11 protein-coding genes and 2 riboswitches are annotated in these 14,206 nt (G+C 51.5%); of the genes, 1 reads left to right on the forward strand and 10 read right to left on the reverse strand.

Annotation, left to right across the window (positions count from 1 at the left end):
• The first annotated feature begins 20 nt into the window (after positions 1 to 20).
• Positions 21 to 1,028 (forward strand): ABC transporter ATP-binding protein, encoded by a 1,008-nt coding sequence (locus L0M98_RS10180; RefSeq protein ID WP_227215705.1) that lies wholly within the window; start codon positions 21 to 23, stop codon positions 1,026 to 1,028.
• Here the strand turns inward: L0M98_RS10180 and L0M98_RS10185 are convergent.
• The 10 genes from L0M98_RS10185 to L0M98_RS10230 form a co-directional block, all read right to left on the reverse strand.
• Positions 1,000 to 1,209 carry a hypothetical protein gene (locus tag L0M98_RS10185; protein WP_227215704.1) on the reverse strand — a complete coding sequence of 70 codons (210 nt, stop codon included), beginning with the start codon at positions 1,207 to 1,209 and terminating at the stop codon, positions 1,000 to 1,002. The genes L0M98_RS10180 and L0M98_RS10185 overlap by 29 nt on opposite strands.
• Positions 1,206 to 1,817 carry a nucleotidyl transferase AbiEii/AbiGii toxin family protein gene (locus L0M98_RS10190; protein WP_227215703.1) on the reverse strand — a complete coding sequence of 204 codons (612 nt, stop codon included), beginning with the start codon at positions 1,815 to 1,817 and terminating at the stop codon, positions 1,206 to 1,208. Before L0M98_RS10190 ends, L0M98_RS10185 begins: the two co-directional genes overlap by 4 nt.
• Positions 1,772 to 2,083, reverse strand: coding sequence for a DUF6922 domain-containing protein (locus L0M98_RS10195; RefSeq protein WP_099290879.1), 312 nt, complete (start codon positions 2,081 to 2,083; stop codon positions 1,772 to 1,774). The genes L0M98_RS10190 and L0M98_RS10195 overlap by 46 nt, the downstream gene beginning before the upstream one ends.
• A gap of 132 nt (positions 2,084 to 2,215) precedes the next feature.
• Positions 2,216 to 3,997 carry a cobalt-precorrin-5B (C(1))-methyltransferase CbiD gene (cbiD, locus tag L0M98_RS10200; protein ID WP_227215702.1) on the reverse strand — a complete coding sequence of 594 codons (1,782 nt, stop codon included), beginning with the start codon at positions 3,995 to 3,997 and terminating at the stop codon, positions 2,216 to 2,218.
• Between the two features lie 36 nt (positions 3,998 to 4,033).
• A complete protein-coding gene (cobM, locus tag L0M98_RS10205) occupies positions 4,034 to 5,845 on the reverse strand; it encodes a precorrin-4 C(11)-methyltransferase (RefSeq protein WP_227215701.1) in 1,812 nt (603 codons plus the stop codon).
• Entirely contained in the window at positions 5,838 to 7,031 is a 1,194-nt protein-coding gene (cbiE, locus tag L0M98_RS10210; protein ID WP_227215700.1) for a precorrin-6y C5,15-methyltransferase (decarboxylating) subunit CbiE, read from the reverse strand. The genes cobM and cbiE overlap by 8 nt, the downstream gene beginning before the upstream one ends.
• A gap of 129 nt (positions 7,032 to 7,160) precedes the next feature.
• Positions 7,161 to 8,567 carry a precorrin-3B C(17)-methyltransferase gene (cobJ, locus tag L0M98_RS10215; RefSeq protein ID WP_227215699.1) on the reverse strand — a complete coding sequence of 469 codons (1,407 nt, stop codon included), beginning with the start codon at positions 8,565 to 8,567 and terminating at the stop codon, positions 7,161 to 7,163.
• Between the two features lie 250 nt (positions 8,568 to 8,817).
• Positions 8,818 to 10,296 (reverse strand): PepSY domain-containing protein, encoded by a 1,479-nt coding sequence (locus L0M98_RS10220; protein ID WP_227215698.1) that lies wholly within the window; start codon positions 10,294 to 10,296, stop codon positions 8,818 to 8,820.
• A 4-nt stretch (positions 10,297 to 10,300) separates the two neighbouring features.
• Positions 10,301 to 11,224 (reverse strand): sirohydrochlorin cobaltochelatase, encoded by a 924-nt coding sequence (locus L0M98_RS10225; protein ID WP_227215697.1) that lies wholly within the window; start codon positions 11,222 to 11,224, stop codon positions 10,301 to 10,303.
• A 10-nt stretch (positions 11,225 to 11,234) separates the two neighbouring features.
• Positions 11,235 to 13,463 carry a TonB-dependent receptor gene (locus L0M98_RS10230; RefSeq protein WP_227215696.1) on the reverse strand — a complete coding sequence of 743 codons (2,229 nt, stop codon included), beginning with the start codon at positions 13,461 to 13,463 and terminating at the stop codon, positions 11,235 to 11,237.
• A gap of 53 nt (positions 13,464 to 13,516) precedes the next feature.
• Positions 13,517 to 13,723, reverse strand: a riboswitch (cobalamin riboswitch).
• 179 nt (positions 13,724 to 13,902) lie between these two features.
• Positions 13,903 to 14,104, forward strand: a riboswitch (cobalamin riboswitch).
• Positions 14,105 to 14,206: the final 102 nt, after the last annotated feature.

Here is a 14,206-nt window from a genome sequence, read left to right on the forward strand (position 1 = left end):
TGTGATTTTAAATTTGGGTTATGGTTCGTTTGGTAAATCTTTCTATCGGGTACAAGGGTAAGAGCGACACGAAGGTGGTGGCTCAAGGGATTTGCACGGAGATACACGGGGGGGAGTTGACTTGTCTTTTGGGGGCGAATGGAGTGGGAAAGTCCACGCTTTTGCGTACCTTGTCGGCATTTCAACCGAAGTTGGGAGGGGAGATTTTTATTATGGGGCGGGAGCTCGGTACTTATTCAGACAAGGAGTTGTCGAAGACGATAGGCGTGGTGCTGACCGAGAAATGCGACGTGCGCAACATGAGTGCCCGGGAGTTGATAGGGATGGGAAGAAGTCCGTATACCGGTTTCTGGGGAACGCTTGACAAGGAGGACTGCCGGATAGTGGAGGAGTCGATTGCGCTGGTGAGGATTGAGAATCTGGCTTCCCGTATGGTACACACGCTAAGTGACGGGGAGCGGCAGAAGGTGATGATAGCGAAAGCGTTGGCGCAACAGACACCCGTGATATTTTTGGATGAGCCGACGGCATTTTTGGATTTCCCGAGTAAGGTGGAGATTATGCAGTTACTTCACCAGTTGACACGGGAAACCGGGAAGACTATATTTCTTTCGACGCACGATTTGGAACTCGCCTTGCAGATTGCCGACAAGATATGGCTGATGGATAAGCAACACGGCATCACGATAGGCACACCGGAAGATTTGGCGTTGGAGGGACATTTGAGTAGTTTTTTTGCCCGTAAAGGGATTGTTTTTGATATGGAAACGGGGTTGTTCCGGATAGAGAATCAATATACTTCGCGTGTGCGCTTACAGGGACACGGGCAAAAGTATGCCATGGTGCGGAAGGCGTTGCAGCGTAACGGGGTGTTGGCTAACCGGAACGTGGAGTCGGGGGTGTACGTGGAAACGGGTGATTTGACAACTTCGGGTTTCAGGATTAACGTGCCGGGAAAGCCCGTCCTAGAGGTGCAGACGATTGAAGAGTTGTTAAGCGCTATGCCTGCTGTCTTGCCGGAAGGGTAAAAAAATAAGGCAGCTCCTTATTCAGAGCCGCCTTGCTTCTTTTGCGGTTGTAAACTTTCTTTGATTTGTGAACCCTGCTGATGTTCACGGGATGGAGATGCTCCCGTATCTCTTCTTCCCTTCGGGCTTTCCTCGTTGCTTTCAAGTAGTCTTCCCGAGTAATTTTGGTTTTGTTTTTCATGTCTGTTTTTGTAAATGTGTTTTTATATTGTTTTTTACCGTATCCCAACTTGTATTAGTCAACATGACGGGAGAAGGTTCATTTTCTGCATCTTCAAAATACGAAAGGCTTTTTAATACTAAAAATGAAGAGCCATCCGTGTATTTACGGTTGTAAAATACAAGCATTTCTTTTAGAGTGAAATGTTGTAAGAGAAAATGGATGTCGATAAAATCCTTTTTTGAACCTCTTCCTGTTATTGCGGCTAGTTTCATCGCGCAAATGTCTTCTAAAGCAGCCAATTTTATATCGTCTTTTATTTTTAGCGGGGATAACCATGGGTATGGATAATTCACGATGTCGACTTTTATTCCATCTATGGAGAAGATATGGATATTCGGAGATTCTTTTATCTGAATGACTTTACCAATTGTATTCAAATACTGTATTAGGTCAAGACTATCTGTTTGAATATTTCCAAATATATCAAGGTCAACAGACTTTCGATGCCCGATTTGGAGAGCTAAAGCGGTACCTCCCACGAGTCGGGTATTACTCAATACGGGTAATTCCTGTAACTTTCTTAAAAGTTCCAGTGTGTGGGGTTCGATTGTCGTGTGGTGTAACATTTGAATTGGTGTATTGGAGTATTTGTTATCGTGGCAATGTAGGCAAGAGCCCGTGGGTCTAACTCCCGGACATTTTTGATTACTTCGATGATGACCGGTTGCGTGTAATAAGCGAGAATGGCGTGCCAATCTTCCAGTTGACCGTATTCAAGAACACGTTTGATAATGTAGGCACGGTGAGTATCCATATCAAGAGTTGCCTTATCTATATCCCAGAATAGATAGGGTGAAAGTTGATTGATGATGGATTCTTTTGTGTCTTTCATTCTAATTTATTTTCGGCAAAGATACGCAATTATTTTGATAATCTAATCACTCGATTTTCTCGTTGCAGGGCAAATGCGTCAAAACGCTTTTCGCCCTGTCCTCGTTGCTGATTGCTTAATCTTTTGACGGACTTATTCTTCCGGAATAAGAATAATCTCTAAACGTGTCCGCGAGAGTAAGGGGAGGCAGTGAGTGGAGCAATGTTGCACGAGGGTATCGAAGAAAGCGGGGGTGTGGGCGAAGATGTCCCATAGTTCGCGGGCGAGGGTGATGTCGGCAATGCGGGCTATGGATGAAGGGGGGCATTGGCTTTCGGCGGCGAGGCGGGTGATGAAGGCTTTGTTCATGACGACGTGTTTGCTATGCGTGTCGAGGTTGCCCTCGGCGAGTTTGACGGCTTTGCCTATCATGATGCCCATGGTGACAGAGGGGATGGACTCGGTTTCTGCCAGTTTGAGGGTTTCGCCGATGAAGTTGCCGTAGTGGATAAAGGCTTGGTCGGGCAGTTCGGGGAAGCGGGAGCGGAGTGTCTTTTCGCTTTTGGCGCCGGAGTTGATGACGATGTGGTTACAGCCAAGGGCTTTGGCTACCTGTATTTCTTTGCGGATGCTGTTGACGAAGGCTTCCGAGGAGAAAGGGCGTACTACTCCGGAGGTGCCGATGATGGAAATACCGCCCGTGATGCCGAGGCGGGGGTTGAATGTCTTGGCGGCGAGTTCCCTGCCGCCGGGTACGGAGATACGGATGTTGATGCCGGGTATATCCTTATGCTCCCGGAGTAGACGTTCCGCTTCCCGTGTCATCATGGCACGGGGAGTGGTATTGATGGCTGGTTCCCCCACGGGTATGCCCAAACCGGGAAGCGTGACGGTGCCGACTCCTTCGCCTTGTAGAAAATGGACGCCGGGAGTGGCGGACGGGGTAATTTCCGCGTATATCGTGTAGCCGTTCGTGACGTCCGGGTCATCTCCCGCGTCTTTGGTAATGCCGCAAGTGCAGGAGTTCGGGGCAAACGTGCAGGAAGCAACGGGAAAGGTGATTGTTTCACCGTTGGGGAGGGTGATTGTCGATTGCTGTTGCGGTTCGCCCGTGAGGAGTCCTTGCAGGGCGGCTACCGTGGCGGCTGTGGCGCAGGAGCCTGTCGTGAATCCGCTTCGCAGGGGGAAGAATCCCGGCACGAGTCGTTCCACCCGGTAGCGTAGCCCGTGTTCCCCGTTTACGGTGTAAAAACTTTCGGGTAACGCGGGACGGCGAATGACGAGTACGGGGATGCCGAGGGCTTTTGCCGCTGTAATCTTTTCGGTGTAGAAACCCGATTCTCCGCTCTCTTTGGTGATGATGGCGTCCGGTTGAATCTCCCGGAATAGCACCGCCTCGTCTTGTTTGTCCTGCCAGAAGAGTAATCTTTCCCGGGGGAAGCCTGCCCGAAGTGCAAGGTCGAGAGATTGTTCCCGGTCGAGTACGCGGAACCAGCAAGGTGTCTTTTCCCAATAGCGGCGCATCTTGCCGATGGTTTGTACCCCGGTAAGGGCGAGTAGGTTGTGGGTGTGGTGTTGTTCAAGGTAATCTATGGCGTCGTCGAACGAGTCGCACCATACGAGCGATTCGTCCCGCTCGGGATAGAGTCGCTCTAAACGGATGACGGGGATGTCCAAGCGTTCGGACACGGCGGCTATATTGGCGTGCAGCTGAGAGGCGAAGGGGTGCGCGGCATCCACTATGAGCTGGATGTCATGGCGGGTGCAAAAGTCTTGCATCTCGCTTGTATCCATGCCCCCGGCAACACGGGTACCGTGTTTACACTCGATTTGTTGCGTGTCGCTTTTGGTCGAGTAGTAATAGGGGGAGCCTGCCTCGTCGAGTACCCGGACAGCCGTTCTGCCTTCTGTTGTTCCGCCGAATATGAGGACCATGATATTTTAGATTTATGATTTACGATTTATGATTATCTAATTTCTGAACAGGTGTTTGAACTGGTGTGAGTATAGTTTTGACAGTCCCTCGCGGTTGTCGATGGCATCGCCGACGACAATCATGGTGGTGAGGGTGAGGTTGTTCTCTTTCACGATACGGGCGAGGTCTTGCAATTGTCCCCGGAAGATGCGTTCGTCTTTCCACGTGAGGTGGTAGCATGCTGCCACGGGAGTGGTTGGCGGGTAGTGTTGCAGGAGTTCGCTTTGTACTTGGTCGACAATGGAGGCACTGAGGAAAATACACATGGTGCTTTGCGAGCGTGCCAGCATATGCAGTTTTTCTTTCTCGGGCATGGGGGTACGTCCTTCGCCTCGCGTGAGGATGATGGTCTGCACCTTTTCGGGTATGGTGAATTGCGATTGCAGGGCGGCAGCGGCGGCGAGGAAGGAAGAGATACCGGGTGTGATGTGGTAGTCCATGCCGTACTCGTCGAAGAATGCCATTTGTTCCTGTATTGCCCCGTATATGCACGGGTCGCCCGTGTGAAGGCGCACGACGAAGAGTCCCTTGTCGTAAAATTCTTTCATGAGGCTGAATTGTTCCTCGAGTGTCATTGAGGCGGAACTGCGCACGGTGGCACCGGGTTTGGCGTAATAGGTCAGTTCCACGGGCACGAGGCTTCCGGCGTAGAGGATGAGGTCTGCCGCTTCAAGGAAGTTTTTGCCTTTCACGGAGATAAGTTCCGGGTCACCGGGTCCGGCACCCACGATTTCGATAAATCCCCGGCGTTCAGCCGCCCGGTCGAGAGCCACGGCAAAGGTGAAGTCGTTGCCCTCGGATAGCTTGTGCTTTTGTTTTTCCAGTAATAACCGGGTGTTCGAGGCGCTTTTCAATGCGCAGGTTTCCGCCACTCCCGGCACGGAGGTGACTTCCGTTACTTTCTCCGAGGGATTGGGGACTTCTATATCTTTGAGTTCGTCTGCCGTGTAGACGTGCAGTGAAACTCCGGCTTTTCGGGCAATATCGTGAACGAGGGGCTCGTCTTTTTTCAGGTCAATCGTGGATACACTCGCCAGAGCCAGAGGAGAAAGTCGTGCCGATTCGAGCGCGTGGAAAATGTTTTCCGCTACTCCCTCGGGATTGCACTCTTTGCGGCAACCGACACCCAAGTGGAGTACTGTCGGGCGGTAGTACAACGCGGGTATCGGGCTTTCGTGCCGGAACGGGGTAACGGCAACGAGGAGTTGGAATTTACCGAAGTCGATATCCTCGAAATGGTAGAATATTTTCACGTGTTCCGGTGCGGTACGTTCCAGATAACGGGTGCCTTTGTCCCGCGTGTCAAGGAGCAGAGCCGTGGGACGGGTGTTGACGAATGCCGTGATGATGTCGTTCATCGGTGCGGTCGTTTCGGTCTTCCATCCCTGTTCTTTGCCAAGGGTGTCGAGTGCCCACAAGCCCGTGTTGTCGCTTTGTGTCGTGATGACAGCTTCGGCACCCAAGATGTTGGCTACCCGGCGGGTGAGTTGGTTGGCTCCCCCGACGTGTCCCGACAGGACGGAAATGACGTGCCGCCCCGTGGTGTCGATGTTGATGACTGCCGGGTCGGTGTATTTCGACTGCACGGACGAGGCTATGGCACGGACGCATATACCGAGGGCCCCGATGAAGACGAGGGCATCGTACCGGGAAAAATGTTCGGACACGAAAGCGGTGATTGACGTGATGCCGGTGCAATCCGCCTGTTCTCCTTTGGTGAAAAGTTCAGTACCGGGCAGTTCTTGCCGTATGGTGCGGGCGATTTGTAAGCCTTGTTCTGAGGATATGATAATAGCAATCTTATTCATGTGCTGATGTTTTTTGTACTTGTATGATATCTATCGGGTTGTGGGTATCTACCGCGAGGCGATGTTCTCCCGTGACGGGAAAACCGTGTCGGGCGGCACCGCGGATGAAGAGTTCTTTGCTTTCGGGTGATACCGAGTTGAAAACGATAACGCCGCCGGGTGTGATAACCTCGTTCAGGCGGCAGATGATTTCTTCCATTTTACCCCCGTGTCCGCCGATAAATACGGCATCCGGGGGCGTGATGCCGGAGAGGTCGGTCGCGGTGAAGTCTCCGATGTGTACCTCTATGCCGGGTGTGCCGAAACGGGCGGCATTGGTTTTCATGAGATGCTCTCCTTCCGGGCGTTGCTCGAAAGCTACCACCTGAAGGTGGGGGAATTGGAGTTTTGCCTCGATGGAAACGGACCCCGTGCAAAAACCGATGTCCCAGAGCGTGTGGCGTTCCCGCAAGTCGAGCATGCCGAGCGTGAGCAGGCGGACGGGCATTTTGGTAATCATGCGGGTGCGTCCGTCGAGTAGTTCAAACTCGCTTTCCGGGATGCCGAAAGGACGGGGGTGCGCGTGAGTACGTTGCAGGATAACGCAATTGGGAGCGACGAAACGTTGTCCTATTGCCTCATCCGGCGAGAGGGTGCGTACGCGTTCGTGTTCGTTGCCAAGGAGTTCACCCGTGTGCATCCGGTAATTGTCGTACCCGTAAGCCAGCATCCGGCGGGCAATGGCATCCGGGGAGTGTTGCTCGTCGGTAAGCAGACCGATTTTCTCGTGTCCCTCGATTAGTGCCCGGTCAAATTCATGCCACGGTCGCCCGGTGAGGGAAACGACGTGCATGTCGTGATAGGGAAGCACGAGGCGGTGTGCCAGTATCTGCAAGGAATTGAAGTAGGGGTATAGCCGAATGCCCGCTTCCGGGAGCCGTTTGCGTATGGTGTTGGCGAAGCCGAAGAAAAGCGGGTCGCCGGAAGCGAAAACGACAATCTCGTCCTCACCCTCGTATTGCCGGAAGACGTTGTCGAGCGGCACCGTGATGTCTATCCAGCGGTAACCTTCCGGCAAGAACGGGCGCACGATGCCGTGGTGACGTTTCCCCCCCGAGAATACAGTATGCGAGGAAATAAGCCCGAGTATTTCCCGGGAGAACTCCTGTTGTCCGTTGTCGTCAATTCCTATAATTGTAAAGTTCATAAAATAATTGAAAATTGAAAATTGAAAATTGAAAATGAAGGAAAACTTCATGGCAATTTTCAATTATCGGTTATAATTTAGAAATGCAGTATTGTCATTTTCAATTTTCAATTCTGCATTTTCAATTGTTTACACGTCCCTTCCCGGTCGCAGTCCTTCCGCGTCGTCAAAGCAAAGAATGGCGTTGACGAGTGTTGCGGCGAGGTTGCTTCCGCCTTTGCGTCCCTCGATGATGAGTTTCGGGATGTTGGTGAACGATTTCAACATATGTTTGGATTCCCGCACGTTGACGAAGCCCACGGGTGCGCCGATAACTCCGGCGGGGTGTGCTTTGCCGAGGCGCGTGAGTTTGCATAGTTCCATGAGTGCCGTGGGGGCGTTGCCGAACACGTAAAGGGCGTCCGGGTGTTCTTCCGCGGCAAGACGTATGCCTGCCTGCGTGCGGGTGATTTTCAGGCGGGATGCCATTTCGGCGACACGTTCGTCGGAGAGATAGCATTTCACCTCGATGCCCAACCGCTCCAAGGCTCCCTTGCGGATGCCGGAAGCTGCCATGGTGACGTCGGTAACGATGGTGCGTGTTTTCCCATCGTGCAAGAGGGCGTGGAGGGTTTCCACGGCGTTGTCGTCCGTGTAGAGGATGTTCTCCATGTCGAAGTCTGCGGTCGTGTGGATGGCGTGCAGCAATGCCCATTTTCGCCCGAGGGGTATATCTTTATTCTGTAATTCCGATTCGATGGTGCGGAAGCTGCGCATCATGATTTCCTGCCCGATGCCCACTTCGTCGGTGCGCTGTTCCCGGTAATAGCCGCGGGGAGTGATGATTTTGTCGTCCCACGTGTAGGATTGCGAGTTGCCGATAATCACGATGGTGAACATATCCACCTCCTCGGGGTCGAAGTCGGCTATCGTGGTAATCTTGATTTCCTGTTCATCCCGTCCCGCTTGACGCACGAAACCGACAGGGTTTTCCGGTGAGCGGTATTGGTGGAAGATTTCTTTCAGGCGATGGAGTTGCCAGTAGCGTCCTTCGCTTTTCGGGTTATAGACGGCAGTCACGAAGTCGGCGGAGGCGGCTGCCTCTATCCGGCGTTCGATTTTCTCCCAAGGTGTCATGAGGTCGGAGAGGGAGATGATACAGAAGTCGTGCCCGATGGGTGCGCCGAGTAGCGCGGCTCCTTTCTGGAAGGCACTTATCCCCGGTAGTATCTCCACCTCGACGGGACTCGCTTTTTCGCGTTTCATCTCGAGGACGAGGGGTGCCATGCCGTATATACCGGCATCGCCGGAGCTGACGACGCAAACGGTTTTTCCCTGTTCGGCGTACTCGAAAGCGAGCGCGGCACGGTCTTTCTCTTTCTTCATGCCCGTGTCGATGCACTCGGTACCCGGGTGGATGACGGATTGGATGAAGTTGAAGTAATATTTGTACCCGACAACCACATCCGAGCGTGTGATGGCGGCACGGACCGCGGGAGTGATGTCTTCTTCACTGCCCGGTCCGATGCCGACGACGTATATTTTTCCTTGGTTCATTGTCATAATTTTGAAGTATCGGGCAAAATTACACTTTTACCGGCTGGATTGCAAATCAAATCCGGTCTAAATTCCGGAGTAAACAGCGGGGAAAAAGGTATGATATTCTGGTGTTTTATTAAATATCTTTTGGAGTTCTTCTAACCCCGTCAGAAGAACTCCAAAAGAACTTCAAAAGAACTTCAAAAGAACTCCCCTGTTTCCTCGCCGTCTTATGGTGATTTACAAGCAAGTGTTAATAGAGGTGAATTTATCTCTTTCGCCTCTTGCACAACCGGATGATGTATTTCACCGAGAGCACGATTCCCGTGAATGACACGGCGGCTCCGCCGAGAAGGAGTGTCCAGATAACGATGGTCCACAACACGGGGCGTTCGACGAGGAACTTGATGTCCAGCGTGTGCAATCCCCGGTAGAGCCAGCGTTTCCAGCGTCCGTTCGTGTCGTAGTGCGCGGGTTGGAAGGATTCGAGGTTATAGTAATAACAATCCTTCGCCTCGTTGTCGAGTTCGACCTTGTACGCGGGTAACGGCAGCGGGCGTCGGCGGGAAATGTAATAATTGTCATACTCCTCCATTTTTGTCACCGTGTAGGGGACGGTATCCCGGGTGAGGTGTTTGATGGCGGCGTAAACCATTTCTTCCGTGATACGGAAGGGACGGATGCTGTCGGCAGAGGCGTCGAGGGTAACGGTTTCCCGCTCTGTCCTCAATTTATACAGGGGTATGCCTTCGTAATGCGTCCATTCCACTTGTTTCACGGGACCGTGTGTCCGGCTGACGGCGGCAATAGCGTCGCGATAGTCCAGCGTGTAGGTGTCGGGTGAGGGAGTCCCCCTGTCCGGCGTGCCTTGCCGCACCATGCCCCGGGGTTTCTGTTCGCCGAACAGCCACGAGGGAAGCGGTGCCATGGACATGTATCCGCTTAATATCCACGTGAAGACGAATATCCCGAAGAAGAAGCCCGTGACGTGATGCCACTTGAACCACGGTTTCTTGTAGGGGGTGCGAAGGAATCCTTTCCGGCGGTTCAACCAGTAGGAACGAATGCCGAGGACGAATCCCGTGCAGCACATGAACATCCCGAGGTAGCAAGACCAGTACATGAATTGCGTCCACAAGTTCTGGTTTTCCCGAATGACCGTGAAATATACCCAGTGGGGTATAGCCCCGAACCATGCCCAGAGTCGTTTGCCGGAATCCGTGAATTGCAAGATATTGCCGCTTCGGGAAGAGATGTACAGTTGATATTCTTCCGGTCCGTCATAAAAGAATTTGTACACGGGCAGTTCCCGTTTGTTGTGGGCAAGCGGTATCCATTGGTCGAGGGCGTGCAGGGTGTCTACCCGGGTAATGTTGTTGTTCGGGCACCAGTTTTTTGCCCGCCATTCACAGAGGGCGTAATTCACGACGGGTGCCGCGGCATTGGTGTCGGCGTATAAATCATGACTCTTCCGCCGGTTCCCGAAATGGAACACGTTTTGTCCTTCCGGGTTGTCGAGACTGATGCCGCCCGGGCGGACATCGGCAGGCAGGCGGCGGAGCGCGTCTTGCATGTCGGGTAATGACGCGGTGTCAAGGGCTTGCTGGCGGGCGAAGCGTTCTTCTTGGCTTACACGGGGAAACGAGTGGTATATCATCACGATTCCGGAGATAAACCACGAGAAGCACAGGATACAGAGAATTAATCCCAGTATCCTGTGGATATGGATGAGTAATCTTGTAATCATGTGATTAGTCTATATCGTCGGTCTTCTCGTATTTCTTTTTCTTCACGATGATGTCTTCCCGCTGGTGGGTAGAGGCGAATTTAGCGTGACGGATGAACAGGTCTTGTATCGCCTCGTTTTGTCCCAGCCCCTCGAGGATAACGTTGACTTTATAACCTTTCTTTTCCAGTTCCTCTTTCCAGTCCCCGGCAATATCGTTTTTGGCATGGTCGCCCGCCACGAACATGAAGGGGACAAGGGTGACTTCCTGTGCCTTGTTGGCTTCCAGTTCTCGGATAACGTCATCCATGGCGGGATAGCCTTCGATGGTTCCCACGTGGTAATTCTTGTGGCCTTGTGCTTTCATCACGTAGTCGAGCATCCCGTACGTGGAGTTTGCCGGGTGGTAAGTGCCGTGGCACACGAAGACACAATCGCCTTTCGCTTTTCCCCGGAGCGAAGCGGCAAGGGCTTGCACGGTTGCCTTGTAGTCTTCCGGGGTGTAGAGCAGGGCGTTGCCCAGCCGGATGTCCTTGAATTTGTCGCGGTAGAGAGCCACTTCCTTGCGCAAGGCTTCCATCTCGATGCCCTCGATAATGTTCGTGGGTTGGATGATGAGGTGGGTATAGCCGTCCGCGATGAGTTGGTTCATTGCTTCCACGGGATTCGGTTTCACGATACCTTTTTCTTTCAAACGGCGCATAATCATGCGGGAGGTGTAGGCTTCCCGGACTTCGATGCCGGGGAATGCCTTTGCCGCTTTTTTATTGATTGCCTCGATGGTGAGGACGCGGGTGTCGTCGTGTGTTGTCCCGAAGTGAACCATAAGAAGGGCTATTTTGTCATTCGGTCCGAGGGTTTTGAATATATCGGATTCCTTGAAACCTTCGCCATGACCGAAGGCGGATACGCTTGTCAATAAAAGAAAGGCTATTAATATGTTTTTCATGATATCGGTTTTATTTCGTGAAACGGATTACAAGACTGGCGAAGAATGTTCTGCCGGGGTTCAGGGTAGCGTAGTTCACGCCGTTCGGGCGGTCGTCCGTCCAGTCGAAGAGGTTGTCTATCCCGGCGTTCAGTTCAAACAGGAAGTTACCCACGGGCGCGAAAGTATGCGTGGTGGCAAGGTTCCAAAGTTGGTACTTGGGAGCACTGGTGTCGGTGATTTTACCTGTTTTGGAGTCTACCTTGTAGATGTATTTCGAGCCTTGTATTCTCCCGTTGACATTCACGTGCAGGCGGTATTTGTTCCACTCGTGAGTCCAGCCTCCCCGGAAGGTGGCGGCGTGTCTTACCGATTCGCTTAGGCGGCGTCCTTCCCCGTCGGCAGCGTAAACGCAGTTGTAAGCCCCCGCGGCGGAGAATCCGGCTCCGAGGTAACTGTTCACGGAGATGTCGAAACCTTTGATGCTGGCTTTGTCGAGGTTGTGGTACACGTTACGGGTTTTTATTCCATTGGCTTTATCTTCGTCCGTGGCCCCGATGTCGTATTTCTCGATAATGTCTTTCACGTCATTGATATACCCGTTCGCGGAAATATTGAGGTATTTCCCGGTATACTCCACGTTCACGTTATAATAATTCGCTTTTTCCGGTTTCAAGTCGGGATTCCCGATGGTGATGGCTCCCCGGTTCTCGTAGTCGTAGTATAGTTCCTGTATGCTGGGAGTTTTGAATCCGGCGGCATAGGAAGTTCTGAAGTTGAACGAGCCGAGCGTGTACATAAGGGCAATCTTCGGGGTGAAGCGGTTCTTGAACATCTCGTTGTAAACGTAACGGAAACCGGGGAGGATTTGTAGATTCTTCCATACACGGATTTCATCCTGCGCGTATACGGCGAGCGTGTAGATTTCTTTCGGTTCGTCGAGGCTGCCGGGATTTTTCATGTAGTCGTTAGCGTATTCCGTACCGAGCGTGAGTTTGTTGTATCCGCCCACCCGGAATACGCCTTTCAGGTTCCCGTTGTAATATTTTTGGCGTTTGGTCAATTCTTCATCCCCAACCCGGAATGTCGTGTCTTTTTTGTCAAGTTGGGCAACTGTGTAGAGTTTGTTGTACTCGTAATTGTCCATGTAAAGGTCGAGGGAGATGTACGCTCCATCGTTCATGAAGTATTTTCCGCCCAAGCCGAAATTATAATCCATGTAGGTAAGGTCGTATTGGTACGCCCCGTCGTTTTTCTTTTCTTGTACCGGACGATTTACTTCCCGGTTGAAATAACTTCCTTGCGCGTAGAGTTTCAATTGCTCGTTGGGCGCGTAAGTGAAGTGTTGGGTAATAATATTGGAATGGAATTTACTGGATGATTCACTTCTCGTGGGGATAACCGTGTCGCCGCTGATTTCATTGGGGTTTAATTGCCATCCGCCCATCTGCCGCCTTTGGTAAGAGGTGGAGGAAGTAAATTTGCCGAAATTCAAATCAACACCGGCATTTTGCGAGAAGCTGGATTCTCCCCCGAAACGGGTTTTCGACTGCACGCTAATCGGGTCTTTCGGTTGTTCGGTGATAACGTTGATTACCCCGGCGATAGCGTCCGAACCGTAGAGGGCGGAAGCCGCACCTTTCAATATCTCGACGCGTTTCACCCGTCCCATGTCGATACGCGACAAGTCGGTATTGTTGGAAACATCTCCCGCCACTTTCTTCCCGTCGACGAGAATCAAGATGTATTTATTACTCATGCCGTTGAGCGTGAAGTACGAGCCCATGACCGTGGGGCGAATATTGAACGCGGGGTTCAGCAACAGGAGGGCGTCCTCGAAGGAGTTTACTCCTGCCTGCCTTAAGTCCGACCCGCTAATCACTTCTACCGGGACGGGCGAATCTTTCAATCGGCGGTGGGTTCCTGTTCCCGTCACCACGACCTGATTCAAGTTTACCGGGGTGGCGAGTAACTGGAATAATATGTCACTTTTGTTTCCGTTCACTTTCATGGAACCGACCTCGTAGCCGGAGTAGCTGGCACGAAGCGTGTAAGTCCCGTCGGGTATTTTTTCCAGAATGAATTCGCCCTTGTTATTCGTGGCGATACCGATGCTTGTTCCCACCAACCGAACATTTGCCCCGGCAAGGGCTTTACCGGTTTTGGCATCTACAACTTTCCCCTTTAAGGTGATTTCTGCAAAAGCGATGCTCGCTAATGCTACTACGAATAATGTAGTCAGCGCTACAAATTTCTTCATGTAAGATTAAGTTTAAAAGTTCATAATGGTACTCCTGACCCCGGGAATACGCTATTACCTGTTTTGCTTTGGCAGGTCTCCTGACTACGCCTAAGAAAAGTACCTTCCCGTCCGCGAGGACAGTGGTGCAAGAACCTTTCTTTGAATCCCCTCCCGGGGAAACGGGCATCACAGTAGCGGGCACTGTGTCGGATTCTAACCGACTTCCCTCTTGTGCGCTAATTGGATATTAACACATCACCAAAGACTCCGCGAATGTATGCAGATTCCATTAAAAAATACAATGAAACGGGGAAAAAATTAATTAATAATTTGTAGGGGGATTAGTGGTAAAATAGGATATAGAGAAATTACATCTCCTTTGATTGTGTTGAAAATCTGAGTGTTGTAAAGAAAATAAAAAAGTCATGCAAGAAATGCATAATATAGAAAAATATATTACTTTTGCCCCTGTTTTGGTGCGGAACCTTCGCTCATGAAGGCGACGCTTAATAGGGAATCCGGTGTGAATCCGGGACTGTACCCGCAGCTGTAAGTTCCTTTACAAGGGATTTTGTACTTCAAATGTCACTGGTGTAACCACCGGGAAGGCAACAAAATCCGGAACAAGTCAGAAGACCTGCCGAACGATGATAACCATAGCTTTCGGGAGAAAAAGCGAGAGGGAAAATACGGATTTTACCTTGAAACTCATGTTACCCTAAAGACTATGTTAATAATGCTTTATTCATTATTAATATATA

The sequence above is a fragment of the Butyricimonas sp. DFI.6.44 genome (assembly GCF_022132345.1).
Taxonomy (GTDB): domain Bacteria; phylum Bacteroidota; class Bacteroidia; order Bacteroidales; family Marinifilaceae; genus Butyricimonas; species Butyricimonas muris.